The 25,222-nt window shown below is 59.6% G+C and carries 18 protein-coding genes; 13 read left to right on the top strand and 5 right to left on the bottom strand.

What is annotated here, in order from left to right:
- The first annotated feature begins 1 nt into the window (after nt 1).
- The 4 genes from IVB47_RS29120 to IVB47_RS29105 all read left to right on the top strand — a co-directional run bounded on the left by IVB47_RS29120 (nt 2) and on the right by IVB47_RS29105 (nt 5,365).
- Nucleotides 2-1,492 (top strand): O-antigen ligase family protein, encoded by a 1,491-nt coding sequence (locus IVB47_RS29120; protein WP_247466504.1) that lies wholly within the window; start codon nt 2-4, stop codon nt 1,490-1,492.
- 89 nt (nt 1,493-1,581) lie between these two features.
- Nucleotides 1,582-2,196, top strand: a complete 615-nt coding sequence (locus tag IVB47_RS29115) for a hypothetical protein (protein WP_247466501.1) — start codon at nt 1,582-1,584, stop codon at nt 2,194-2,196.
- 158 nt (nt 2,197-2,354) lie between these two features.
- A complete protein-coding gene (locus IVB47_RS29110) occupies nt 2,355-4,619 on the top strand; it encodes an AAA family ATPase (protein ID WP_247466498.1) in 2,265 nt (754 codons plus the stop codon).
- 176 nt (nt 4,620-4,795) lie between these two features.
- A complete protein-coding gene (locus IVB47_RS29105; protein ID WP_247466496.1) occupies nt 4,796-5,365 on the top strand; it encodes a hypothetical protein in 570 nt (189 codons plus the stop codon).
- A gap of 25 nt (nt 5,366-5,390) precedes the next feature.
- Here the strand turns inward: IVB47_RS29105 and IVB47_RS29100 are convergent, their stop codons facing one another.
- Together IVB47_RS29100 and IVB47_RS29095 are read right to left on the bottom strand one after the other, a co-directional pair.
- Nucleotides 5,391-6,731: a hypothetical protein gene (locus IVB47_RS29100; RefSeq protein WP_247466494.1), complete on the bottom strand. Its 1,341-nt coding sequence runs from the start codon at nt 6,729-6,731 to the stop codon at nt 5,391-5,393.
- A gap of 55 nt (nt 6,732-6,786) precedes the next feature.
- The gene (locus IVB47_RS29095) at nt 6,787-8,142 is read right to left on the bottom strand and encodes a glycoside hydrolase family 71 protein (protein WP_247466492.1); all 1,356 of its coding nucleotides are present in this window, start codon (nt 8,140-8,142) and stop codon (nt 6,787-6,789) included.
- A gap of 318 nt (nt 8,143-8,460) precedes the next feature.
- Between IVB47_RS29095 and IVB47_RS29090 the strand changes: the two genes are divergently transcribed.
- Nucleotides 8,461-9,381, top strand: a complete 921-nt coding sequence (locus tag IVB47_RS29090) for a glycosyltransferase (RefSeq protein ID WP_247466640.1) — start codon at nt 8,461-8,463, stop codon at nt 9,379-9,381.
- A gap of 4 nt (nt 9,382-9,385) precedes the next feature.
- Here IVB47_RS29090 and IVB47_RS29085 read toward each other — a convergent pair whose 3' ends face one another.
- Both IVB47_RS29085 and IVB47_RS29080 read right to left on the bottom strand, forming a co-directional pair.
- Nucleotides 9,386-10,582, bottom strand: coding sequence for a glycosyltransferase family 4 protein (locus IVB47_RS29085; protein WP_247466490.1), 1,197 nt, complete (start codon nt 10,580-10,582; stop codon nt 9,386-9,388).
- Nucleotides 10,575-11,825 carry a WcaI family glycosyltransferase gene (locus IVB47_RS29080; protein ID WP_247466488.1) on the bottom strand — a complete coding sequence of 417 codons (1,251 nt, stop codon included), beginning with the start codon at nt 11,823-11,825 and terminating at the stop codon, nt 10,575-10,577. Before IVB47_RS29080 ends, IVB47_RS29085 begins: the two co-directional genes overlap by 8 nt.
- 222 nt (nt 11,826-12,047) lie before the next feature.
- On the opposite strand from IVB47_RS29080, the gene IVB47_RS29075 reads away from it, so the two are divergent.
- A complete protein-coding gene (locus IVB47_RS29075) occupies nt 12,048-12,623 on the top strand; it encodes a WcaF family extracellular polysaccharide biosynthesis acetyltransferase (RefSeq protein WP_249806907.1) in 576 nt (191 codons plus the stop codon).
- 20 nt (nt 12,624-12,643) lie between these two features.
- Here the strand turns inward: IVB47_RS29075 and IVB47_RS29070 are convergent, their stop codons facing one another.
- The gene (locus tag IVB47_RS29070) at nt 12,644-14,056 is read right to left on the bottom strand and encodes a hypothetical protein (protein WP_247466486.1); all 1,413 of its coding nucleotides are present in this window, start codon (nt 14,054-14,056) and stop codon (nt 12,644-12,646) included.
- A 79-nt stretch (nt 14,057-14,135) separates the two neighbouring features.
- Between IVB47_RS29070 and IVB47_RS29065 the strand changes: the two genes are divergently transcribed.
- The 7 genes from IVB47_RS29065 to IVB47_RS29035 all read left to right on the top strand — a co-directional run.
- Complete coding sequence (locus IVB47_RS29065; protein ID WP_346730819.1) at nt 14,136-14,801, top strand: FkbM family methyltransferase; 666 nt, start codon at nt 14,136-14,138, stop codon at nt 14,799-14,801.
- A 166-nt stretch (nt 14,802-14,967) separates the two neighbouring features.
- Complete coding sequence (locus IVB47_RS29060; RefSeq protein ID WP_247466482.1) at nt 14,968-15,213, top strand: hypothetical protein; 246 nt, start codon at nt 14,968-14,970, stop codon at nt 15,211-15,213.
- Nucleotides 15,214-15,355: 142 nt separating this feature from the next.
- A complete protein-coding gene (locus tag IVB47_RS29055) occupies nt 15,356-16,513 on the top strand; it encodes a hypothetical protein (protein WP_247466480.1) in 1,158 nt (385 codons plus the stop codon).
- A 160-nt stretch (nt 16,514-16,673) separates the two neighbouring features.
- Nucleotides 16,674-17,744 (top strand): GDP-mannose 4,6-dehydratase, encoded by a 1,071-nt coding sequence (gene gmd / locus IVB47_RS29050; RefSeq protein ID WP_247466478.1) that lies wholly within the window; start codon nt 16,674-16,676, stop codon nt 17,742-17,744.
- Nucleotides 17,716-18,699 carry a GDP-L-fucose synthase gene (locus tag IVB47_RS29045; RefSeq protein ID WP_276576885.1) on the top strand — a complete coding sequence of 328 codons (984 nt, stop codon included), beginning with the start codon at nt 17,716-17,718 and terminating at the stop codon, nt 18,697-18,699. Before gmd ends, IVB47_RS29045 begins: the two co-directional genes overlap by 29 nt.
- A 1,350-nt stretch (nt 18,700-20,049) precedes the next feature.
- On the top strand, nt 20,050-21,240 hold the full coding sequence (locus tag IVB47_RS29040; protein WP_247466475.1) for a DUF4347 domain-containing protein: 1,191 nt from the start codon (nt 20,050-20,052) through the stop codon (nt 21,238-21,240).
- The coding region (locus tag IVB47_RS29035) for a hypothetical protein (RefSeq protein WP_247466470.1) at nt 21,182-25,222 on the top strand (4,041 nt) is incomplete at its 3' end. The genes IVB47_RS29040 and IVB47_RS29035, both read left to right, overlap by 59 nt.

Here is a 25,222-nt window from a genome sequence, read left to right as displayed (position 1 = left end):
TTTGAGGCTCTACGGTCGCAAGCGCATCGACACGGACTTTGCAGGTCCGCTTTTGCGGATTGAGATTGCGATGCAGACAATATCTTCATCGTTTTCAACTTCATTGTTTTCAGTTCTTGTGTTGTCCATCGCCGTAGTGGGCGCACCGCTCTTTGTTGGTTCAACCGCGCCCATGGGCACAACGCTGTGGTGCATTGTCCTCGCTGGCGGGCTTGCCTTCGGGGATGTCGCAGCGCTGCGGCGCAGCCAGCGAGTGTGGATTTGGCTTGTCGTCGCGGTTGTCGCCGCATATTCGGCAGTCGTGTTCGCTCAGCTCCTGCCGCCGAGCCGCACGGGATTGCCGGCGCATCCCATCTGGGCGGAGGCTTCAGCCTTGCTCGGAAGGCCGCTCTCGCCAGCGGTTTCGGTCCTCCGAGATCAGTCCCTGTTTGCTGTTGCATCACCGCTGGCAGCTCTGCTTTCGGGCCTCTTGGGTTATGTGATCGGTGCGGACCGGGTCCGCGCAAACAGGATTTTCCAGGTCGTGGCCTGGTCCGGCGCAGCCCTGGCCTTGTTTGCGATCGTGTCTTTCGTGATCAATCCCGTGAAGTTATTCTGGTGGGACAAGGTCGCCTATGTGGGGGTTTTGACCACCCCCTTCGTCAACCGTAACGCCGCGGCCCTCTACTATGGAGTTTGCAGTGTCGTCGGTGCGCTGTTGTTCTGGCAGATGGTGCGGCCACGTCTGCCGGCGGGCCCACTGACGCCGTCCGGACTGATCCAATCTCTGCTTCGGCTTCTCCATTTCCAGGGGCTCGTCAGGGCTGCGCCGCCTCTGCTGTGCCTGAGCGCGGTTTTGCTCACCGCCTCGCGGGCCGGCACGGTGCTCGCACTCGCGGGTCAGGTGTTGGCGTTTACCCTCTACTTCTGGCGCGACCTCCCGAGGAGGGTAGGCCCGGCCGCAGCGCTGGTGCTTGGCGGGCTACTTGCGGTCATCGTGCTGCAGACCCTAGGTGGCAGCGCCGGTACCCGCTTCAACGAGCATGGCCTTGTCGACGAAGGGCGGATGGACACCTATCGCTCGACCGTCCGGATGATCTCGGATTATCCTTGGCTGGGCGTCGGGCTCGGCGGGTTTCCCTTTGCCTTTCCCGCATACCGTACCGGCAGCGTCTGGGGGGTCTGGGACCGCGCCCACAACGTCCTGCTGGAGATCGCGGCGGAAGGCGGCTTGCCCCTCGCGGGGGTGGTCGTGCTGGCCTGGTTTCTGGTTCTGCTTCTGCTCGTCAATGGAGTCCGCCGCCGGCGCCGGGATACGATGTATCCAGTAGCCGCGTTGTCGCTCACGGCCATGGCTCTGGTGCATGCGACGATTGACTTTTCTCTCCAAATTCCAGGCTTCGCGATCCCCACCATGGCCGTGATCGGGATTGGTGCCGCACAGTCATTCGCGACCCGGGCCCCGGATGGTGAGATTTGGGCTGCCGGTATCAAAACACCGAAAACGGGTTAATTAACCGTTAAAGCCCGTTCGTCCGATAATTGTTGGATGCTCTTCGTGCAGCATGCTAGGTTGCGGCGCATGAACGTTGGAGAGTTGCTATGTCGTTGATCCGCGGTCGCCTTTTGGTTTCTGCCGCCGTTGTTGCGTTGGCCACTGGCTGGAGCGCGAGCGCATTCGCAGCGACCTGTTACAATGCCAATCAGCAACTTCCGAGCAGCAGCGTATCGGCTTTCACGGGGGATCCCGGTTCGGTTCTGGGTAGCGCTCCGAACGGAGGTGGAGCGATGATCTCCCAAATCCGCGATCTCGCAGCTACCGATTCCAGCACTTTGCCGGTGATCCTTGGCCTACTGAAAGATGCCAATGACGATCAGAAAAAAGCCATCGGTGCGGGTCTCGCTCAAGCGGCCCGGATCTGCGTACCAAAAGATCAAGCCTACGCAAACAGTATCCAGCAGGCGATCGCTGATAGCAAAGATACCGTCCTTGTGCTGGCATATGCCGCGTCAGCCGGCAACGAGCCGATCGGTGCAGGAGCTGGCGCTGGCGCATCACCGGGCGGCGTTGGCGGCGCAACTGGGACGACCGGCGTCGCGACCGGCGCCGGCGGCGGGATCGAGGGCATCAACGGCAACGGCGTGAACACGGGCCAATTCACGTACTCTCCGTCCGTGTCCAGCGCGACGAATCCCAATAGCTCGGTCAGTCCCTAAGCCGGGTCATCGAACAGCTGGTTATCGAAGTAGTAGGATTGCAACTATATCATTGCCGTTGGGATGTTGAGGCGCGGGCGACGAAAAGCTGATCGGATGTCCGCATCCTTACTCCGTTGATCGGACATATTGGGCGGCTAGGCTTTGCCAGGTAATTCATGCTCTACGTTAATCCTGCGTCCAAGTTAGCTCAGCCCGAAGCATCGCCTCAGCGACAGGGCAGCAACGGCGTTGCCGACCTCATCGCTTTCGCACGACGGCAGTCGACGATCATCGTTGCCGTTACGCTGGCATGCCTCGGTGCAGGCGTTCTCTACCTGGTCAATACGCAGCCGAGCTTCACCGGCCAAGCAACGATGATCATCGACACGCACAAGAACAATGTGTTCCAGCAGCAATTACTGATCGGTGACAGCCCCGTGGACTCGGCGATGGTTGAAAGCCAGGTCGAGGTCCTGCGTTCCGAGAACATTGCATCCGCGGTGATCAAGCAACTGCGCCTGACTGATGATTCCGAGTTCGTCGGTCCCGGCGGTGGACTCGTCGGTGGACTCCTCAGCGCGGTGTCAGGCTTGATGGACCCGGATGCGCCTCGCTCGCAGACGGGCTTGAGCCGACGCGCCGTTGAAGCCTTTGCAAGTCGGCTGAGCGTCAAGCGAGTGGGTCTGACCTATATCATCGAAATTGCCTTCGTATCGAATGATCCCGCTAAGGCGGCGCAGATCGCCAATGCCGTGGCGGATGCCTATATCAACGACCAGCTCAATGCAAAATACCAGGCAACGCAGCGCGCCAGCGTCTGGCTTCAGGAACGGATAGCCGAACTCCGCAAGCAGTCTTCAAGTGCCGAACACGCGGTCGTCGACTTTCGTAACAAGAACAATTTGGTCAATTCCGGCGGCCGATTGATGAACGAGCAGCAGTTGAGCGAGCTCAACACGCAGCTGATTCTGACCCGCGGCCAGACCGCGGAGGCAAAGGCCCGCCTCGACCGCATCAATGAGATCGTCTCGGTCGAGCCGGATGCGACCGTCACCGATACGTTAAAGAACGAGGTCATTACGAAACTTCGGCAGCAATATCTCGAGCTGAAGGCCCGGGAAGCGGAATGGTCGGCTCGCTACGGCACGCAACATCAGGCCGCCATTCAATTGCGCAACCAGATGCAGGAATTGCGGCATTCCATCAAAGATGAACTGCAGCGCATCGCGCAGACCTACAAGAGCGATTATGAGATAGCCAAGCAGCGCGAGTCGGCGCTGGAGAAAGGGGTGAACGAGGCCGTGTTCGGCACTCAGGTCACCGATCAGGCGCAGGTATCGCTACGCGATCTCGAGAGTTCCGCTCAGACCTATCGAACGCTCTACAACAACTTCCTCCAACGATACACTGAATCGGTCCAGCAGCAGTCCTTCCCCATCACCGAAGCGCGCGTCATCACCGCCGCTTCGCCGCCCCTGACGAAGAGTAAGCCGAAGGCGACGCTGACCTTGTTGGTTTCGAGCTTCCTGGGGCTTGGTCTCGGTATGCTGGTCGGTCGCCTACGCGATCTTTCCGACCGCTCTTTCCGCACCAGCGACCAGGTCGAGGCCGTTCTTGGGCTGAACTGCATCGGCATTCTGCCGCTCTTGCAGCCGTCCGCTCCTGCGAAGGACGGCTTGCTCCCCGTTCCGATTTCCCCAGGTGGGCCACGTGCGATCAATCATGATGCCGAGGTATTCTCGGAAATCGTACACGCCCCGTTCTCCCGCTTTACCGAAGGCCTGCGGGCGCTCAAGGTGGCCGCGGATCTGGCAAACTTGGACCGGTCCAAGAAAGTGGTGGCCGTGACATCGACGCTTCCCAACGAGGGTAAGTCGACCATCGCGGCATGTCTGGCGCAGCTGATCGCGCAGGGCGGCGCGCGAGTTGTCATCATCGACGCTGATCTGCGCAATCCTTCGCTTACGCGCCGGCTCGCTCCGCACGCTTCTTTCGGCGTGCTTGAACTCCTTCAGGGCACCAAGACTTTTTCCGAGGTGGTCTGGACGGAACCTGTGACGAAGCTAGACTTTCTGCCGGCGGTCGTTGGAAGCAAAATCGCTCACACCAGCGAGATTCTATCGTCTCAGCCCATGGCCATGCTGTTCGAACGTTTAAAGGCCGACTACGACTACATCATTGTGGATCTTTCTCCCGTCGCTCCCGTGGTTGACGTACGGAGCACGTCCGGTCTGGTCGACTCCTACATCTACGTGGTGGAGTGGGGCCGGACCCGGGTCGATGCCGTGTCACACGCTCTGACTGATGCCAAGAATGTACATGAGAAGATGGTCGGGGTCGTGCTCAACAAGGCGAACATCTCGATGCTGAGCCGGTATGAATCTCAGAAGGGCAGCTATTACAACAACAAATACTATTCGCGTTATCGCGACGAGCGCTGACCGTGCCGGCGTGGATTGTCCGGGCATTCACAGTCGCTCTCGCGATTGCTTCGATAGCCTTGGGAACAGTCACCGTTCCAGTGCTATGGCGTAGCAGGGCTGTCGAGGCCACTGCAGAGCTGGTCGTTCAAGGGCATCGTTTCGCGACTACGGAGATTGCGTCGGAAGTCGCAAACATGGACGCGGGTGGGTCGGTATCAAAGGCTTCTGTCAGGCGAAGCCTCGCGGTGTTGAAGCTGCGGCTGGTCGAAGATGCTCTGGCGCAAGGCGATCGCCTCTCGCTCGACAGACGCCTGGCGGAGCTGAAAAGCAGCACTATCGATCTTCTGGAGATCGATCCCGCTGATTCTTTTTTCTGGCTGATCTATTACTGGTGCCAGCTCACGACCGAGGGATTTTCGCCGTCTCAGCTCGACCTTCTTGTATTCTCCTACGACCTCGGGCCCAATGAGGGGTGGGTTGCGATCAAGCGCAATCGGCTTGCACTGTCTGTCATTTCACAGTTGTCGGATTCCATGTCGAAACGCGTCGTGGATGAATTCGCCGGCATGGTTGCGGCTGGCCTGATCGTCGATGCCGCCAGCAGCTTGAACAGCGTCGCCGCCCCCCTTAGGTCACGTTTGCTCGAGGGGCTCACTAAAGTGCCTCTCGCTGAACGTGAGCGACTTGCGCGCTATCTTAATGACACGACCACAATCGAAGTCGTCATCCCCGGGGTCAAGCTACCCGAAAAGCGCTTCTACTGAGCTGGCGCGCACTGTCAGGCGTTGGCTAAGGGCTATCCGCGACTGGGACCGGCCGACCGAAGAACATCCGCTCGATGACATAGGCAAGCACGAGCGGCCCAATGCAGAACAGGAAGAAGTCGAGGATCTTGTAGCCTCCGTCCCGCGCCCATTGCAGTAAAAGGCCAACCATCCAGAAATAGGCGCAGTAGAAGTAGATCGAAATACCTGGTTGGCAGAAGCGGCGGAAAGCGGTTCCGAAGAACGAGCCGCAAAGTCCCAGCGTGACCACGACCCCTATGTAGCCAAGGCTGATCCAACCGTCCCCGACGAGCGAGGTGGTGCGCGAGCCGAAATTGCCATAGGCGGCAAGATTGACCCACTGGATCGGTGAGCCCACCGGCTTGTCCGGCCACAACACCCTTGGGATTGGCTGCGTCAATATGCCGAGATACTGCGTGAAATAGGAGTACGTGCCGCTCACCGCCGGTACCTTCGCAACGACGAAGGACAGGAAGTCAAAATTTGCAAAGTCCGGATGCGCCCCGAACGAAGATTTGGCGATGTCGAAACTGAATTCAATCGCGCCCGTGGTCAGAAACCTGATGAGACTGTCGCGATTCTGGCCGATCATCACAAAAAGCGCGAGTACGATCACCATCCCGGCATAGTGTATCGAGGTGAACGCGCGGCGCTTGTGAACGTAGAGCGTCATCAAGCTGGCCACCAGCGTCGAAATGACGATCTCCCAGCGCTCCCCAAGTTGCAATGCGATCAGCGCACAGAAAAACAAGGCAATATAGGACCACCAGCGGCCTCTCCTCATCTGGATCAATAGCGCCGCAAAGGGAAACGCGAAATTGCGTGCATTGACCACATAGGCCGTCGTATCGGCAAACAGCTTTTGGCCTGTCGCCGGATCGATGGTCATATTGATTTCGCCTAGCTGCTGAAAAACCGTCACGCCATAAGTCTGGCGCATGGTTACGGCCAGGAAGAACGAGTAGAAGATCAGCGGGGCGAGTAGCAGAAATGAGATGAGGAGGGAGCGCGCTTCCGTCCGACTGGGGCGGATGTAGTGAAACGTTGGCTCCATGGGTCTAAAGCCGAGCGCCATCACGTAGGCCGCAATGAAGCTCAGGAGGCCAACGTCTGCAACAAAAAGGGTTTGCAGAAACACGTCTTCTGTCGGCATGAAGTTCATGAATTCGAATTCGGACCGCAGGTCGAACAGATAGACAATCAAGGGCCGCTGCACGAAAACGACAAAATGGAAGACGAGATACAGGGAAAGCCCGGAATAGAGATTGACGAATCCTCTTTCGTTCAAGCCGATGACGAGACCGACGAACAGGATGATATGAATTGCCAGAGCGATTTCGATCATGATGGATTTTGCGGATGGCTCAGTTGCGCGCGTTCGGGCGCTTCATCTGTCCGCCTCATGGTAGAGGAACCTCACCTGCGAAGTAGTTAAAATTCCCTATCTGTCCCAGGTTTGTCACCGGAAACTCGAGCTGCTTTTCTGTAATTGTTCGTTCATGGTCGTTGACCCTGATCACCAGACGCCCCTTTGCCAGCTCGAAGCGGTGGTGGTGCACACCCTCGGCCAGAGTTACTGATTGGCGACGTTCGTCTGCGATCAGCTCGACCGTCAACGGCCGTGGCAGGAAGGCGGTTACATAAACTCCGTCGACGAGATCGTCAGACCCCTTTGGACGGCCCTGCTCGCCTGTATCAGGAGAGGCAATACCGTAGGCTGATTTCGGGTGAAGCCGGTAGAAATAAAACAGAGACGGTTGCCGGATAGCCGGACGATTGGAAGACGTAAACCAGTCGATATAATAGCGGCTCGCCTTCAGAAATGCCTCGTGACTTAACAGGGGGCCCCAGTTGAAATTCCAGAGATTCTGTTGCGCGGTGTCGCCGTAGGGAGCGACGTAGGTCGATTCGCCCCAGTCGTTCCAGGTCACGATTTCGACCCAGTCCGCCCCTGATTCGATGGCTGCAATCCATTGTGCCGCCATGCCCTGAAACCCCCCGCTCTCGAACAGGCGGAAATTCCCGCGCAGCCCCCGATAGTAGGGCATGATCCCGATCATCGAGATTTTCGCCGCAACTCTACTTCTCGCTGCAACCAGTGCTCCGTCGCTGGGCGGCTTGGGATAACCGAGATCGGGCCCGAACACGAAGTAGCCATCGAGCTCTGGATGAGCTCTATACAGGTCGTCGAGGAATTGTGCCGTCGGATGACCGTAGTTGCGCGCCCAGAAGTGCTCGGAGGGATACTGGTAGTTCGGGACGAGGAAGGGCCTGCGGCCTGAGGCCAAGAGGCGTTCGGCCAGTCGCGTGCCCCACTCCGGAGTCCCCGAATACGTGCTGACCACGGGACGGCCATCGATACGCAGATAGGCGGGACTCTGAGACAATTCATCGACCATCGTCGCGCTGTCGTCGACGGGCGCATTGTCAAAGGACATAAACAGCTTGAAAGCCAGCTTGCTTCGTTCCGCCGCCCTGAATATCCGCCGGCTAAGATCGAAATAGTGAGGCTCTCTGGACCAGCCTGGCACATTCAACGCGAACCCATCGATCCCGTTGGCTCGTGCAGTCCTGATCTCCCGTTCGAAATCCTCAACCGTCGCCGCGAGGCCGGCAGCGGGACAACATACCATGTAGTGGGCAAAAACCATCTTTGGTACGGAGGGTCGCTCGTCGGCTTGGATCACCTGCACGACTGCCATCAGGGCGAGGAGCGTCCCGAGGAGGCATCGGCCGAGTGTCGTCAGGATGATCATCTGGAGTGCCTGAAAGAACAAAGGCCGGATTGGCAATCAGCGCGAGGGACGCGGATTGAGTGCTTGGTCCGAATCCGTTAATTGTACGACAAACAGGGGCGCCGCATCGGCGAATGAGACGTGAGCCGTGGGAAACGCAGTGTAGGGAGGCGCAACGTAGTTGTCGCCGCTGCCTTTCCGCCCCCGCTGCATGGATTGTCAAGGATCTCCGCGTCCATTGCATCCGATCTTGAGGGGCTGGCCGACGTGCGCCGCTATGACCTGTCCTCACGGTCCCTTGCTCGATCCCCAAGCTACCACTGGCGCAGGCTCTTGTCCGTGGTCGTCGCGGCGGGCGGGATCCTCCTCAACAGCGTGCGTCCCAATCCTTGCGTGTATATCCCCGCGGACGGGGGCCTGGGGCTGCTCTATACAGTCCTCCTGACCACGTTTGCCCGAATCTCGGGCCAAGTCATCTTTATTCATCACCATAGCTTTTCCGCGATCGACCGGCCGCAACGGCTGATGACCGCGCTGGTCTCGGTCGCGGGATCGAGCGCTACCCACGTGTTCCTGTGCGACCTTATGCAGCGCCGGTTTCAGGAGAATTATCATGGTGCCTGGAGGGCTCTGATTTCATCCAATGCTGTGCATCTTCCGGAGCTTTCCCGGATGTCTGCTCGGGACGGAGGTGCCGTCCGGCTGGGCTTACTCAGCAACCTGACGCGCGAGAAGGGACTCTATGTCTTTCTTGACGTGCTGCGGGGCTGCCTCGCGCGTGGGATTCCGGTTTATGGTCTGCTCGCAGGCCCGACTGAGAACACGACAGATGCTGCCGCGATCGAGGCGGCACGCGTCGAACTCGGAGAACACCTGAACTATGTCGGGCCGGTTTATGAAGCCGACAAGGACCGCTTCCTCTCGGAGCTTGATGTGTTCGTCTTTCCGACGAGCTATCGCAACGAGGCGCAGCCAAACGCCATTTTCGAAGCGATGGCGGCGGGCGCTGCCGTGGTGGTCTTCGCGCGAGGATGTATAGGTGTAGACGTCAGCGGCGACTGCGGCCTGCTGATCGATCCCTCGGACGAATTCGTATCGGCCGCCTGTGCGCAGATCGCGCGATGGAACGATGATCCAGCCGCCCTTGTCGCCACCAAGAATGCTTCACGTAAGCGCTTTGCCGAGCGCAAGGAATGCGCCGCGGAGGGCTACCAGGATTTGCTTTACGCAGTTGCCGGCGTCGCACCGCGCGCAGCTTGATAGTTCAGTCCAGTATCTGCTCGCCGGGATGTCGCGTCACGTAGGTTCGTTTATACGCGGTCGCGATCTGTCGGGCGGTGTCCGTCATGTTCGGAAAGGTCGCGCGGCTTGCGATGGCGCCTTGTCGCAAGTGTTGCCGGAGCGAGGGTGAGGCGTAGACCTCTTGGATAGCGTGGGCGATCGCTTCGGCCGATCGGACCGGCACGACATAGCCGTTCGCACCGGGCTTGATCACATCGCGAGCGCCGACATGCTCGGTCACGATGGCCGGCAACCCGCACGCAATTGCCTCGCTCACCACGAAGCCAAAGCCGTCCTGTACCGATGGCAGCACCAGAAGCGAACTCTCTTGGTAAAGGCGGACTAGGTCGCTGCGGCCAAGCGGGCCCAGATATTTGAAGAGGCCTTCGTAAGGCTTCAGGACGTCCCGCATCTCCCGCCTGATGGTCCCGGCAAAGATAAGCTCGGCATTCTGTAGCTTGAGTGCCTTCCATGCTTCCAAGAGATAGATGTGTCCCTTGATCGGGTTGAGTTCAGCGACGCAAAGAACGCGGAACGGCCGATCGTTGACCTGCTCCGGCGCCGGAGCGAATGTCTGAAGGTCAGTCGGCAGCGGAATGACGTCGATGGCGCTGGCCGGAAATCCTTCAGCCACGAAGCTGTCGCGGACCAGGCCGGATAGGCAGTAGATCCTGTCGCAAAGATTGATCTCGGCGAGCGTGTCGGCAATATCGGAGAGAAAGGGAGCCGGCGAGATCGACAGGCGATCAAGCTCCAGCCGCATTTCTCGCTCGAAGAAACTGGGATGGCAGACAATGGGATGACCGAGGATTGCCGTTCCCTCGTCCTTGGCCCGGCGCAGCAAGCTGAGCGCCTTGCCCTGGGTCACCGCGTGCAACACGTCGCTCGGCTGCCAGGCGGCATGGGCTGAGGCGCGCCATAGCCGATCATAGAGCGGATAAACCGTGTCAGCGAAGGCGTGGTGGAGGTACCTCGCGTGGAACTGCAGCAGATATTCCTTAAGAAACAGATTCCGCGCCTGCGATGGCGCGATCTGCAGTCGCGCGGCATCGTTTGACACCCGTGAGGCATAGTAGACGCGCTGGAGACGCGCCGCCTTATTCAGCTCAGGGACGAGCTGAAGTTGCTTGAAGTCGCCACAGACCGCGATATTGACGCTTGGTTCAAAGCTTTCAGTCATGGCTACGCCTCAAGGCGACGAGTTCGCCGAGCTGCTTCTCAAACGCGCCGAGAATGGTTTCCTTGCGCCACCGCTCGCACGCGAGAACGCGTCCTCGTTCTCCCATCCGCGCTCGCATAGCGCTGTCTCGCGCGAGCTTCAATATCGCCTCGGACAGCCCGCGCGGATCGGAGGGGGAAACGGCGATGCCGGCGCCCTCGATCTCGGTCGCAAGTTGGGTACCTGCCTTCGCCATCGCGACGGCTGGCCGGCCCGAGGCCAGAATGGGTGCGAGTTTGGAGGGCAGCATCAGGTCGGCGACCTGGGCGCGTTGCGGGATCAGGTGAATGTCCGCCGTCGCAAGAAGCTCCTGCATCCGTTCGTTGGGTTGCAGGTCAAGGAACTTCACGTTGGAAAGGGTTGAGGAGAGCTCGACGAGGTGATTGAGCAATGCTCCTCCGCCGCAAAAAACAAAAACGATTTCAGGCGCCTTGTCCTTCAGCTCGGCCGCGGCTTCCGCGAGAGTCTCGATACCCTGCTTGGCGGCAATGCTTCCCGAATAGAGAGCGACGATGTGGCGATCCGTCAGGCCGAGTTGCTCGCGGAGTTCGGTCATCCGGTCGGCGGGACTGATGAAATCAGTGTCCACCCAATTGCGGAATTCGATGCTGTTCTTCGGCGAGGCGCCCTTATCGTGAAGCCGCTCGATCATGCGGGGTGAGATGGTCGATACCCGGTCGAAGCGACGCAAAATGAAGGATTCCATCGACATGGCAGTGCGCCGAAGCGCGCTGCCTTCAAGCATGCCGAGCTCGAAGGCAGCATCGAGCTCGAAATCTTGAATGTGAAGCCAGCTTGCGGCGCCAGAGAGCTGTGCGACGGCGAATGCAGTCGGCGCAATCAGGAATGAGGGCGTGACGGCCAGCAGGACGTCGGGTTTCAAGCTGTAAGCCGATGACAGTATCTTAGGAATGCTCGATGCTGCGAAGGATGCATGGCTCAGAATTCTGCCGCGCTTGCCCGCCGGCAGGTTGCCGGGAAGGTAGAGCGGGCAGTGATGGACGCTAACCTGGTTCCTGATCTCGTGCTGATAGGACCTGTTATTGTAACCGTCGGCCACCTTCCAGGTAGGATAATAGGGCTGAGCCGTCACCATCGCGACGGTGTGACCGCGCCCCGCCAACCACTCGCAAAGCTCGCTGGAGTATTTTCCGATTCCGGTCAGCTCAGGAGCGTAGTTGAGGCCATACGCCAGAATTTTCATGGAAAAGAACGAGTCCCCCAAACCCCATGTACGAAAGGCGCGTTGCTTTCGCCCGCACGTCCCAATGTCCTTAGTCCTTGCAATTTCGGCTGAACGAGCAGCCAAACGGGCAGAATAAATCTGATCTTTAGACGCTATGCCCTATTAACGAAACAGCCGTTTCAGAACATTATGAACGGCATTTGAGGTGGGTCGGCGGTTAATTGCGAGAGCATTCTGAAGATGCCAGATACTGAAATCCGCGTGCAGGATCTTTCCAGATTTGCCAATCCGAAAGGTTTTCGTGGCCGCTCGGCGCTCTTCGTGCAGCTGTGGTGGATGGTCGAGGCGCTCCTGGTTCGGCCGACACCCCAGATATTCTTTGGCTGGCGTCGGTTCATCCTGCGGCTTTTCGGCGCCAGGATCGGAGAGGGGGTATTGATCAGACCGTCGGTGCGGATTGTTTATCCCTGGAAGGTTTCAATCGGGGCGAATTCCTGGATTGGGGACGATGTCAATCTATACAGCTTGGGCGAGATCGAGATTGGTCACGACGTGGTGGTTTCGCAAGGAACCTATGTGTGCACCGGCTCACACGATCACCTGAAGGCGGACTTCTCCATTTTCGCGCGCCCGATCGTAATCGAGCCTGAGGTCTGGGTTGCTGCGCAATGCTTCATTGCGCCGGGCGTCAGGATCGGCCGCGGAGCGGTGGTGCAGGCGCGCGCTGTGGTGATGCGCGACGTCCCACCCATGACGATGGTAGGCGGCCACCCCGCCGTCGCGATCGGGTCGCGCATTCCGCGCTCGGAGACTTAGGCGCGCTGCCCGCATCCTGCTCACATCAAGGCGTGCTTGCCAGTCAATCTGCTTAGTGTGCGATGGCCGGAAATCACTCCGCCGATCTCGGGCAAGAGGAGGCAGAGTCCGATCATCCAGAGATGCCCTGAGACAGGGAGCAGGAAGATCGCAGCGCATATGCCAAGAGCGAGGCCCGTTGCGTAGCCGAACGAAATCAGCTCGACCCGGTTGAGCGCACTGGCTGCAAGCAGAGTTCCGTCAAAATAGGATCCAAGCAGCGCGACCAGTGCGAGAGCGAACATGAGCTCCCAGTCCAACGCGATATGCCCGCTTGTCCAGCGCGGAATAATCAAAGGGGCGAGCAAGAGCTCCGCAACCAGAAGCATTGCTGCAATTAATGTGGCGTTCCGGAGCATTTTCCGGATGAGCTGGCGAACATTCTGGATGTCGCCCCCCGCCCACATCCGGCCGATCTCCACTTGGGTGGCTTGCGAGGTCATCGTGGCCAGATTTCTCGCGGTCTTGGTGTATGTCGCCAGCACACCGAACGTGGCGAGCGCAATTGGTCCGAGACTATGCGAGATCAACAGGCGCGGCGCGTACACGCCCAGAATGTTGACGCAGATGAAGATCACGAAAAAGCCCGCAGCCGGCCTGCAAATGCGCCTAAGGATCTCGAAGTCGAACTTGGTCCACGAGAGTGAAAGCCATGTTGCTTTTTGCACCGTCCAGATCAGATGAAGCACCACGTTGAGCATTGCTCCCATGAGCATGAGCGCAGCCACGACCAGCGGACCCGCGCCCGAACCGAGGGCCAGTCCAATGCAGATGAGCTCGATCATCTTGGAGACTGCTGCAATCGCATTCGGCAAGGCTGCGCCTTTAGCTGCCGACAGAGTGCCGGCGAGCGGCTCGCTGAGGAAGGTAACGAGTGTTGCGCTGCCTAGCATGACCACAAGAAGCTTTGGCTCGGGCATGTCGTCGAGCGAAATTCCCGCAAATGTCCGCAGGTCGGCCAAAGCCAGCGCAAGACTCAGGACCGCAACACCAACAGCAATGCTGGCGGTAAGCGTGACGAGGGCGGTAGCGACGGTGCGGGATGCCTTCTCAAACTCGCCCCGCGTCGATTGCAAAATGACCTCGGCTGCGGCCGCCTGTCCGACACCTACATTGGCCAGCGCCGCGAATCCAGCCAGCGCAGCCAATGCCAGCCACTCGCCATAGGATCGCGCGCCCCAGCTTGATAGAAAAAGAGGGACCAGAATGAGCTGTTCGGCAACGCGAACCGTTCGGGCGAACAAGAAGGCCGCAAACGCGGTGCGGATCCTCCGCCGGACCGCGACAAAATTAAGGGTGAGGGCTGTCATTGTGGCTGGACCTGAGAACTCCAACGACCTTGATCCAAATTCGTTAAATTCAGACAATTCTAAGCCGGGATTGATAAGCTCCATCACCCGGCTCTCTATGAGACGCCTTTGCCAGATTTGCGATTGCCTCGATAGAGCGGAAATAGAAGGTTAACCTGAATCGATGCGCCTACTCTCGGCTGTCAAGAACGCCCTCGTCCCGCACACCCGGAGCCCGCGCCGGGTCAGATTCGGGCTCTACAGCGGGATCAAGCTCGATCTGGACCTTCGCTCACAGACCCAAATGCTGCTTGGCTTATGGGAGCGTGAGACGTACTCCTTTGTACGGCTAGAAGGGGCCAACGCGGAGTGGTTCATCGACATTGGGGCGGGAAGTGGAGAAATGTCACTCTACTTCCTTTCCCGGCCAAATCCCGTAAAGGTTGTCGCTGTTGAGCCAAATGCAGCTGAGGTTGAGGCATTTCGTCGTCATCTCCGGCTCAATGGTCTTCCGCTCGATGCCTGCCAAATTCTTACTAAGCAGGTCGGCGGGCATGACGGCGCCGTTTCGCTGGCTGACCTCCGTGGTCCTCTGCACGGAAAGGGCTTCATTAAGATTGACGTCGATGGCGCGGAGATGGAGGTTCTCAGGAGTGCCGGGAGCCTCCTCGACGCCGGACAGATCTCTATGCTCATCGAAACACATTCCGAGCAGCTGGAAACAAATTGCAGGACCTGGCTGGAAAAACGCGGCTACCGCACATCGATCATAGACACTGCCTGGTGGCGGCGTGTGCTGCCGGACGGGCGCGTGATCGCCCACAATCGCTGGTTGGCGGCCGTGAGCTAACGCTTCGTCCAGAGATCTGCGGAGCTGTCTCCGGGACGATCAGGCTCAACAATGAGCCAAACGCGGATGATGCTTCATCCTGATCCTCTCGCGCTTTCGGCGCGTGCTCGAGGACCCCATGCGTCGTTTTGATAAATCCTTAACTCCTCGCGGACGAAGCTGGGGCATGGCAGCAATTCTGTTCAGCCTGGCCCTGATGTTCGGCGCGGCCATCGGGACGCGATACCGGGTCGCCGCGCTGGTCCTGGTGCTCCCCCTTGTGCTCGGGATTGTCTGCTGGCTCGCCCTTCGTCTGGAGGCGGGGATTGCCACCACGCTCGTGTGGGGAATTGTTAGTTTGACCGGCGTGCAGTTCGGATACCTCGCCGGCGGCTTTCTAGCTTTGAAACAGCGGCCATACTCCCCGGGTTAACCGCTTGACCTAAGTATTATGATACCGTCCGCAAGAATTTATTTGCGTACCGCTTATGCAGCGACGCTTCGTGTGATTAATCATCCGTTGCGAGAGCCAGCCCTCCGGACTCGCTGAAGAAGGATGGAAGAGCGGCTGTTGGATGGCGTCAGTTCCACTTCAGAATTCGGCGAAAGAAATCGCTTCGGGTCATCCCGAAGTGGAATTTGCGCTGGTGCTCGCGCGGACGATCGATTTGTTGCAATCGGATCCGGAGCAGCTTCGAAGTGCTGTCTACGACCTCGCGCGCCACAAGCTCGATCAGCTCTCGCATGAGGACCCTGCCGAAAGAGAGCGTCTCATGCAGGCTCTAGAGACGGCAATTTCGGGTGTTGAGGCGTACACAAGGAAGTATCCGAGCGGGGGCGGGCCGCTGCCCCGTCCGGTGCGGGTTCAACGCACGGAGGCGCTGGTCGGCCCGTCTGGCGCTGAAGCCGGGGTGATTTCCGAGCAGAGTTGGAATAACGCGAAACCGGCGCCGTCATCTACGCGCAGCGGCCGTCGGCGATGGTCATCGTCCACTCCGCTGCGCTACCTTGCGATGCTGTTTTTCTTTGCCGGCCTCGCGGGCTTAATAGTCGCACAGCGGCGGGGATGGTCTCCGCCGTCGTTCGAGAGATTCGTGGAGAGCTACCGCTCGGCGAAGACATCCGAGCTGACAGTAGCGCGTGAGCCCAGTGCCGCCCCGGACAGTTTCACCCCCTTAAGCAAGGACCTTGAGCGCAAGGTCGACCCGCTGGTCCCAACCGCATACGGTGTGTACGCCGTAAGCGCGGATCACCTGTTTGAGCTGCAGTCTTTGTTGGGACGAGTTCCTGATCCGCGCGTGGCGATTTCAGCGGCCATCACCAGACCTAGTGACACACGATTGCCGGACGGACAAATCCGCTTCATCGTATTCCGCCGCGAAACGCCAATGGCTGAATCCCAGGATCCGGTCGAACTGCGCGTCGTCGCGCAGGTCAAGCAGGCGACGAAGTTCGACGCATTGGGGAAGCCGGTCGTTTCGAGCGAGGAGAGCTGGGTAATCCGCAATGTCTCTATCCCCTACCATGCTGCTCCCCTGAAGGACGAGCCGGGGATGTATCAGATCCTTCCGCGTGATCCAAATCTCACATTGTCTCCTGGCCGCTACGTATTGGCACTCAATGGTCAGGCCTTTGATTTCTCGGTCGGAGGCAAAGTCACGGATAAACGCCAGTGCCTAGAGCAGATCGTTGCCGCGAACGGCGTGTTCTATTCGGAATGCCAGAATCCATGAGCCATGTGCGAAGCCGACATTGCCTTCTGGTTCAGCTGTTGGTTGACGTTGATCTCGATCTGGTCGAGAACGTGACCGCAGTCGCCTTGGGACCACGAACTAATCCACAGCGGCCGGCAAAGGGCGCGGGCGAGATCTTACCTTGCAGAGGGAAGTTTAGATGAGCAAGCGGATCGCTCTCATCACTGGCATTACAGGACAGGATGGCGCCTATCTCGCCGAATATTTGCTGTCGCTCGGCTATGTCGTGCACGGCATCAAGCGGCGTTCGTCCTCGTTCAACACCGCGCGGGTCGATCATCTCTACCAGGACCCGCATCTCGGCAACGTCCCGTTTCTGATGCACTACGGCGACATGACCGACTCGACCAATCTGATCCGCCTGGTGCAGCAGATCCGGCCGACCGAGATCTACAATCTTGCCGCCCAGAGCCACGTCGCCGTCAGCTTCGAGAGCCCGGAATACACCGCTAACGCCGACGGCATCGGCGTGCTGCGCCTGCTGGAAGCGATCCGCATCCTCGGCATGGAGAAGGAAACGCGGTTCTACCAGGCGTCGACCTCCGAGCTCTATGGCCTGGTCCAGGAGATCCCGCAGAAGGAGACCACGCCGTTCTATCCGCGCTCGCCTTACGGCGTGGCAAAGCTCTACGGCTACTGGATCACGGTGAACTATCGCGAGGCCTATGGCATGTTCGCGAGCAACGGCATCCTGTTCAATCACGAGAGCCCGATCCGCGGCGAGACCTTCGTCACCCGCAAGATCACACGCGCTGTCGCCCGCATCGAGGTCGGGCTGGAAGAGACGCTTTATCTCGGCAATCTCTCGGCCAAGCGCGACTGGGGCCATGCGCGCGACTATGTCGAGGGCATGCACAAGATCCTGCAGGCCGACAAGCCCGACGATTTCGTGCTCGCCACCGGCGAGATGCACTCGGTGCGTGAAATGGTCGAGCTCTCGTTCGCGCAGGTCGGCCGTCGCATCGCATGGCGCGGCGGGGGCGTCGAGGAGACCGGCGTCGACACCAAGACCGGCAAGACGGTCGTGAAGATCGATCCGACTTATTTCCGCCCCACCGAGGTCGATCTCCTCGTCGGCGACGCCAGCAAGGCGCGCGAGGTGCTTGGCTGGACGCCGAAGCGAAGCTTTGCAGAGCTCGTCGCGGAGATGATGGCGAGCGATCTGGCGAACGCAAAATGGGATGCGTCGAGTGGCAAACGCACCTTTTGAGCTGAAAGGCAAGAGCGTCTATGTCGCCGGCCATCGCGGCATGGTCGGCAGCGCGCTTGTGCGCCGGCTGGAACGAGAGGATGTCAAGCTTGTCACCGTGGATCGGCGCGAGGTCGATCTGTGCAACCAAGCCGCGGTCTTTGAGTGGTTCGCGAAGACGCGGCCGCAGGCGATCTTTCTCGCTGCGGCAAAGGTCGGCGGCATCGTCGCCAACAATACCCTGCGCGCCGAATTCATCTACGACAACATCGCGATCGCTGCGAACGTGATCCAGGCCGCGCATCAGAACGGCGTCGAGAAACTGATGTTTCTGGGCTCTTCCTGCATCTATCCGAAGCACGCCGCGCAGCCCTTGCGCGAGGATTCCGTCCTCACCGGCCCCTTGGAACCCACCAACGAGCCCTATGCGATCGCCAAGATCGCCGGGATCAAGATGGCGGAAGCCTATCGCAGCCAGTACGGGTGCGACTTCATCAGCGTGATGCCGACCAATCTTTACGGCCCCGGCGACAATTATCACCCCGAAATGAGTCACGTGGTCGCCGCCTTGATCCGCCGCTTCCACGAGGCCAAGGTTTCGGGCGCGAAGAGTGTCGTCGTGTGGGGGACCGGCACGCCGCGGCGCGAGTTCCTTTATGTCGACGACATGGTGGATGCCTGCGTACACCTGATGAAGACCTATTCGAGTGCCGAACTGGTCAACATCGGCACCGGCGAGGACATCACCATCGCCGAGTTCGCGCGCGTCGTGGCCGGCGTTATCGGTTACACCGGCGAGATCAATTTCGACAGTTCGCGACCCGACGGCACGCCGCGCAAGCTGCTCGATGTCAGCCGCCTCGAAGGGCTCGGCTGGCGCGCGACGACCCCGCTTGAGAACGGGGTCCTGCGAACCTACGAGGCCTATTTGCTCAATCGAACCTTGTCGAGTGTTGCCGCTCGCGAAGCTCAATGAAAAAGGCAATATACTCCCAGCTAGGGATAGCCTTTAACATTCGGAGTTGATCGACCGGGGCGGTGGCAAACACGTGAAGTGCAGTGCAGCCAGAGCACATGCGACCTTGATGAAGCGGGTTGTCTTCACGCGGAAATTTGCTGGCAAGATGCTTGCGCGCGTACGATGTAGCTGGATTTTTTCGCCCGCGTCCACCCCGCTCATTTGGGTGGCGGTTTACTCAAGCCTATGCAGAAGATGCTACGAGAGTGCGATAGATCTGTTTTGGAGGATAGCCGTGCGAAATCTATGTTTTGGCTTTGTGTTCCTTGCCTCTTTGTGGCCCACGATTGCGCCAGCAGACGAGCCAAAATGCAGGGAGCAGAAAGTGCCGGCCGATCGGCTTATTTGCTACGACAAGCTTTACCCGCCGGGAAAAAATGAAACCAGTCCAAGGACCAAATCGGGCGCGGATTTCTACGGAACGGAAGAAGAAGTAATGAAACAGAGGCTGCGCCCGATCTGCAAAGGGTGTTAGCAGCGGACACGAAGCGTTGATTACTTGGACATAAGCGCAGCGCCCATCAAACGATCTTCACCAGATCATCGAATTCTCATCTGCAAAACCCGTGGCTAAAACACGAAACCGCGCGTGTGGGCGCTCGGGCGTATATCTTGGGCCGGCAGAACTTGCAGGACGACGCCGCCAGAGTTCCATCACCGCCTAACGCAGCATTGGCGGCTTGAGCTTTCTCTCGACCAAAAGGTTGAGATGGCCTGCAGGATCATCTTGGCAGTTCGAAACTAACATTTTGAGGTCCCTAGTTCCCCGTTCATACGGCAGGCCCGGACGGCAGTGTGGCTGCCTTAGTCTTTGTTCGGGGGAAAAAGTTCAACAGCCGGATCGGTCACTCGCGTTTCACAGTTAAGTATTGCCCGATCAGGGGCGCGAGCCAGCTAATTGTCTCCCCAGCGGGATGCGCAACTTCGAATCCAGATGTCGGAAAGTTCCAGATTGTTACCGTTCGTTTCTTGGATTAAGCTTTCGTTAACTTGCACTCGCGTGGTGATTGGCAAGGGGGAGAGTGTCGGCTCGGTACCCGGCTGACATTCGGTTGAGGTTTTTACGAGACGGGCCACTTATTTCTAGGCCCGCGCGCGGGCGATATTTTTTCGAACGCACCCTCAATTGCACTCCTAGCCAGCAACCAGGCGCCATGTATTTCGGCTCTCCGTTGGGGCAATATGTTTTTTGAAAAGCGTGGCCGTTCGAGATTCGGATCCGGTAAGTCGCGTACCGAGCTGATGTCGCGGGTACGATGCGTACTCGCCGGAGCACCGGCACCCAGCAATCATCGCAAGAACGAGCTGATGGCGAGCGCGTCTCGTCGCTTTCTGTTCGAGACGATGGAGCCACGTGTGCTGCTCTCGGCTGATCTTGCGCCGACTGCGACGATGCATACGCCGGAGACCCCGACCGACCTGCTGTCGCTGCCGCCGGCTGTGCCCCTGTACGCTCCTGCGGCTGATGTGAGAGTATTGCCGGATGTGCCCGCCGCGGACCTCGACAATGCCCAGGCTCCTTCGATGGTGGGAAGCGATGTCGTTGCGGCAAGCTTCACGTTACAAGTCGAAGGTGCGGGGGACGCCGTAGGTAGCTATCAGTTCCAGCTTCCGAGCCGAGAACCAGCCGCCGGCCCGACGAGCTATCTCGGACAGCTCGCCCCTGAGGCGATGCATGTCCCCGAGGGCTCTGGATTTGCAATGGCCGGCAATCCCCCAACGGCAAGCGAGGTGGGATCTTCAGTAACGCAGACACCTTCAATTTCGGTGCCTTCCACTAACTTCGATTCTGGCCAGGAAAATGCAACCCTGCAGCCCGGGACGGGCCACGTTCCTGAGGGGCCAGGTTTCGCAATAGCCAACTCGAAGCCGATCGTCTTCATCGACTCCGCGTTGCCGGATTACGAGAATATTGTTGGAGCTATTTCTGACGGCCCGGATGCAGCCAACACCGATATCGTCGTGCTCGACTCGACGAAGCCCGAGATCGCACAGATCACGGATACTCTCGCCGGTCGAACTGGTGTTACGGCTGTGCACATATTCTCGCACGGATTCGAGGCCAGCGTCGGCCTGGGTGGAACGCAACTCGATCTGGCCGGACTGAATGAACACGCGGACGAGCTCGCAAGCTGGCGTGTGGCGTTGCAGCCGGGCGCGGACATTCTGCTCTACGGCTGTGACATCGCTGCGGGCGACGACGGTTCGACCTTCATCAACCGCTTCGCAGAACTCACGGGCGCCAATGTCGCGGCTTCGATCGACGACACCGGCGGACTACAGCAAGGCGGCGACTGGGTCCTGGAAAAGAGCACGGGGCCGATCGAGGCCACGCTGCCAGTGGCAGAGTCTGCACTGGCTTCCTATGATCATCTGCTCGCGACAGTGCAGTGGACAGGCGGCGGCGACGGCGCGTCCTGGGCCGACGCGCGGAACTGGAGTGGTGGCGTTGTTCCGGGCGCGGGCGATTCCGTCTTCAATCGCGGCGGCACCCGGTGACCCCGCGATCACGATCGGCTCTTCCGCTGGAGTGGTCAAGATCGCGAGCCTTAACTCGGATCGCCCCATCACCATCGCGAGCGGTGCGACACTGCAGGCGGCCACCTTCGACACCTCGCGCAACATCGCCCTTGCCGGCGGCACCATCCAGGGCGGTGTCATCAGCGAAACCAACGGCGCGGTGATCACGGTCAGCACCGACAATAGTGCAGGCAATCTGGTCGGCGTGACGCTGAACGGCGACGCCACGATCACCGGCGCAAACTCAGTTCTGCGCGTCAGCAGCGGGCTGACGCTCAACGGCACGATTCACGTCGCGGGCGCGAGCACGCAGGTTCGTTCATTTGGCGACCAGGCCTTCGCAGGCAACGGTACGATTTCGTTCGAGGGAACCACCGGCTCGATCCGCCGCCTCACCATCGAAGGTTCGTCGACGCTCACCATCGCAAGCACGTTCAAGGTCGTCGGTGGCTACAGTTCGATCGGCGACTACTGGGAGAGCGGCGGCACCAAGAACCTGATCAACAACGGGTTGATCTCGTCGTCGACCTCCGGCCAGACGCTGACGCTGCTCTCTTACATCAGTTTTTTGAACGCTGGCACGGTCGAAGCGATTTCCGGCGGTGTTCTGACGATTACGCCGGCTTCCTGGACCAACACGGGCAGCGTCCATCTGGACGCCAATGCGGCCAGCACGGTCAATCTCGGTGGTAGTTTGAACGCTACCGGCGGAATCGGTACGTTCAACCGCAGCGGTGGCGTCGTCAACCTGACCGGGACCCTTAGCAATGTCGGTTCGACGTTGGCGCTGAACGCGACGACCGGATCATGGAATTTTTTCGGCACCATCAGCGGCGGCTCGGTCAGCTTGGCGGATGGTGCCGCCTTGCTGCTGGCCAGCGACAGCGCCGCGGGAACGTTTACCAACGGTGTGACGCTCAACGGCGATCTTACCGTCTCGGGCAATTTTGCGCGGCTGCGTGTCAGCGGCGGCATGACGCTGAACGGCACGATCCACCTGATCAATTCCTTCGCCATGGTGCGCGCCCTCGACACTCAGACATTCGGCGGTAACGGCACGATCTCGTTCGAAGGCACGACTGGATCGCCGCGCCGCCTGACGATCGAAGGGGCATCGACGCTGACGCTTGGCAGCACCTTCAATGTTGTCGGCGGCTACGGCACGATCGGTGAGCAGTGGGAAGCAAACGGCGCAAATGGTCTGGTCAACAACGGCTTGATTTCCGCGAGCGTCAACGGCCAGCAACTGTCGGTGGCCGTCGGCACCACCTTCGCCAATAGCGGCACCATGGAGGCCGTCGGCGGCGGCATTCTCTCGCTGGCGAACGCCTGGACTAATAGCGGCACTCTGCGCCTCGACGCCAACACCGCCAGCAGCGTAAATCTCGGCGGCACGTTTACGACTGCCGCGATTGGAGCGATCAGCCGGGCCGGTGGCGTGATCAACTTGACGGGCACTTTGAACAACACCGGCGCGTCGCTGACCTTGAATTCGGTAACGGGTTCGTGGAACTTTTTGGGAACAATCACAGGAGGCACGGTCGTTTTCGCCGACGCGGCTTCGCTTTTGCTGGCGTCGGATAATGCTTCGGGCACGTTCACCAACGGGGTGACGCTCAACGGCGACCTCACCGTCTCCGGCAACTTTGCGCGCCTACGCGTCAGCGGCGGTATGACGCTGAATGGCACGATTCACCTGACAAACTCCTTCGCGATGGTGCGAGCCCTCGACAGCCAGACGTTCGGCGGGGCTGGCACGATTTCTTTCGAGGGGACGACCGGCACGCCGCGCCGCCTGACGATCGAAGGCGCGTCGACACTGACGCTGGCGGGCACTTTCAAGGTCGTTGGTGGATATGGTTCGATCGGCGAGCAGTGGGAAACCAACGGCACCAACAAGCTTATCAACAATGGCTTGATCTCTGCGAACACTGCCGGCCAGACCCTGACGGCATCTTATAGCGCCAGCTTCTCCAATGCCGGCACAATGGAAGCCGTGGCTGGCGGCATTCTCTCACTCGTGAACAGTTGGGCCAATACCGGCACCTTGCATCTGGATGCCAACGCCGCGAGCACCGTCAATTTGGGCGGTACATTCGCTACCGCAGGCCTTGGTACGATCGACCGCACAGGCGGTGTGATCAACCTGACGGGTACTTTGAACAATGCCGGCGCGACACTGACGTTGAACACGGTGACGGGCTCGTGGAATTTCTACGGGATGATCAGCGGCGGTACGATTGTCCTGGCCGATGGCTCCGCGCTGTTGATCGCCACCGACAACGCGTCGGGCACGTTCACCAATGGCGTGACACTCAACGGCGACCTCACCGTCTCGGGCAACTTCGCACGGCTGCGCGTCAGCGGCGGTATGACGCTGAACGGCACGATCCACCTGACCAATTCCTACGCCATGGTCCGCGCCCTCGACAGCCAGACGTTCGCTGGCAATGGCAAGATCTCGTTCGAAGGGACGACTGGGACGCCGCGTCGCCTGGCAATCGAAGGGGCCTCGACGCTGACGCTTGCCAGCACCTTCAATGTCGTCGGCGGCAACGGCACGATCGGCGAGCAGTGGGAGACCAACGGCACCAACAATCTGGTCAACAATGGTTTGATCAATGCCAACGTTGCCGGGCAGAGCCTGACGGCAAGTGTCGCAGGCGTTTTCACGAATGCCGGCGTGTTCCAGGCGACAAACGGCGGCACCGCAGTCGCCAACAACGTCTCGATCACCAGCACAGGCATAGCGTCGGCGACCGATTCCACGATGACGCTCGGCGGCAACTGGATCAACAGCGGCGCAATCAATGTCGTCAATTCGACGCTGAACCTTGGTGGCGCGTTCGCGACCGCTGGTATCGGCACCATCAACCGCACCGGCGGCATCGTCAACTTGACCGGAGCGTTGAACAACGCCGGCGCGACACTGATGCTGAACGCGGCGACCGGCTCGTGGAACTTCTACGGGACGATCAGCGCTGGTACGATTGTCCTGGCCGATGGGGCTGCTTTGTTGATCGCCGCCGACAACGCGTCGGGCACCTTCATCAATGGCGTGACACTCAACGGCGACCTTTCCGTCTCGGGTAACTTCGCACGGCTGCGCGTCAGCGGCGGTATGACGCTGAACGGCACGATCCACCTGACCAATTCCTACGCCATGGTGCGCGCCCTCGACACCCAGACGTTCGGCGGCAGCGGGACGATTTCGTTTGAAGGGGCGACTGGGACGCCGCGTCGCCTGACAATCGAAGGGGCCTCGACGCTGACGCTTGCCAGCACCTTCAATGTCGTCGGCGGCAACGGCACGATCGGCGAGCAGTGGGAGACCAACGGCACCAACAATCTGGTCAACAATGGTTTGATCAATGCCAACGTTGCCGGGCAGAGCCTGACGGCAAGTGTCGCAGGCGTTTTCACGAATGCCGGGATGTTCCAGGCCGCGAACGGTGGCACCGCAGTCGCCAACAACGTCTCGATCACCAGCACAGGCATAGCTTCGGCGACCGATTCAACAATAACGCTGGGCGGCAACTGGATCAACAGTGGCGCGATAAACATCGTCAATTCGATGTTGAACCTTGGCGGCGCTTTTGCGACGGCCGCCATCGGGACTATCAACCGCACCGGCGGCACCGTCAACCTGACCGGAACGTTGAACAACGCCGGAAAGATACTGACGCTGAACGCGGCGAGCGGCTCGTGGAATTTCTACGGGACGATCGCTGGTGGCACGGTCGTCTTCGCCGACGCAGCGTCGCTCATGCTCGCGGCGGACAATGCTTCGGGCACCTTTACCAATGCGGTGACGCTCGACGGCGACCTTACCGTCTCGGGTAACTTTGCACGGCTGCGCGTCAGCGGCGGTATGACGCTGAACGGTACGATCCACCTTACGAATTCCTACGCCATGGTGCACGCCCTCGACACCCAGACCTTCGGCGGGGCCGGCACGATT

Source organism: Bradyrhizobium sp. 62 (genome assembly GCF_023073035.1).
In the GTDB taxonomy this organism is placed as follows: domain Bacteria; phylum Pseudomonadota; class Alphaproteobacteria; order Rhizobiales; family Xanthobacteraceae; genus Bradyrhizobium.
Note: the sequence above shows the minus strand (reverse complement) of the source record. Positions and strands in the feature narration are given on the sequence as shown.

Excerpts from the sequence above, each read along its gene's own strand:
- IVB47_RS29115 (WP_247466501.1), top strand. The coding sequence starts at position 1,582 with ATGTCGTTGATCCGCGGTCGCCTTTTGGTTTCTGCCGCCGTTGTTGCG.
- IVB47_RS29110 (WP_247466498.1), top strand. The coding sequence starts at position 2,355 with ATGCTCTACGTTAATCCTGCGTCCAAGTTAGCTCAGCCCGAAGCATCG.
- IVB47_RS29105 (WP_247466496.1), top strand. The coding sequence starts at position 4,796 with ATGGACGCGGGTGGGTCGGTATCAAAGGCTTCTGTCAGGCGAAGCCTC.
- IVB47_RS29100 (WP_247466494.1), bottom strand. The coding sequence starts at position 6,731 with ATGATCGAAATCGCTCTGGCAATTCATATCATCCTGTTCGTCGGTCTC.
- IVB47_RS29095 (WP_247466492.1), bottom strand. The coding sequence starts at position 8,142 with ATGATCATCCTGACGACACTCGGCCGATGCCTCCTCGGGACGCTCCTC.
- IVB47_RS29085 (WP_247466490.1), bottom strand. The coding sequence starts at position 10,582 with ATGACTGAAAGCTTTGAACCAAGCGTCAATATCGCGGTCTGTGGCGAC.
- IVB47_RS29080 (WP_247466488.1), bottom strand. The coding sequence starts at position 11,825 with ATGAAAATTCTGGCGTATGGCCTCAACTACGCTCCTGAGCTGACCGGA.
- IVB47_RS29075 (WP_249806907.1), top strand. The coding sequence starts at position 12,048 with ATGCCAGATACTGAAATCCGCGTGCAGGATCTTTCCAGATTTGCCAAT.
- IVB47_RS29070 (WP_247466486.1), bottom strand. The coding sequence starts at position 14,056 with ATGGAGCTTATCAATCCCGGCTTAGAATTGTCTGAATTTAACGAATTT.
- IVB47_RS29065 (WP_346730819.1), top strand. The coding sequence starts at position 14,136 with ATGCGCCTACTCTCGGCTGTCAAGAACGCCCTCGTCCCGCACACCCGG.
- IVB47_RS29060 (WP_247466482.1), top strand. The coding sequence starts at position 14,968 with ATGGCAGCAATTCTGTTCAGCCTGGCCCTGATGTTCGGCGCGGCCATC.
- IVB47_RS29055 (WP_247466480.1), top strand. The coding sequence starts at position 15,356 with ATGGCGTCAGTTCCACTTCAGAATTCGGCGAAAGAAATCGCTTCGGGT.
- gmd (WP_247466478.1), top strand. The coding sequence starts at position 16,674 with ATGAGCAAGCGGATCGCTCTCATCACTGGCATTACAGGACAGGATGGC.
- IVB47_RS29045 (WP_276576885.1), top strand. The coding sequence starts at position 17,716 with ATGCGTCGAGTGGCAAACGCACCTTTTGAGCTGAAAGGCAAGAGCGTC.
- IVB47_RS29040 (WP_247466475.1), top strand. The coding sequence starts at position 20,050 with ATGGCGAGCGCGTCTCGTCGCTTTCTGTTCGAGACGATGGAGCCACGT.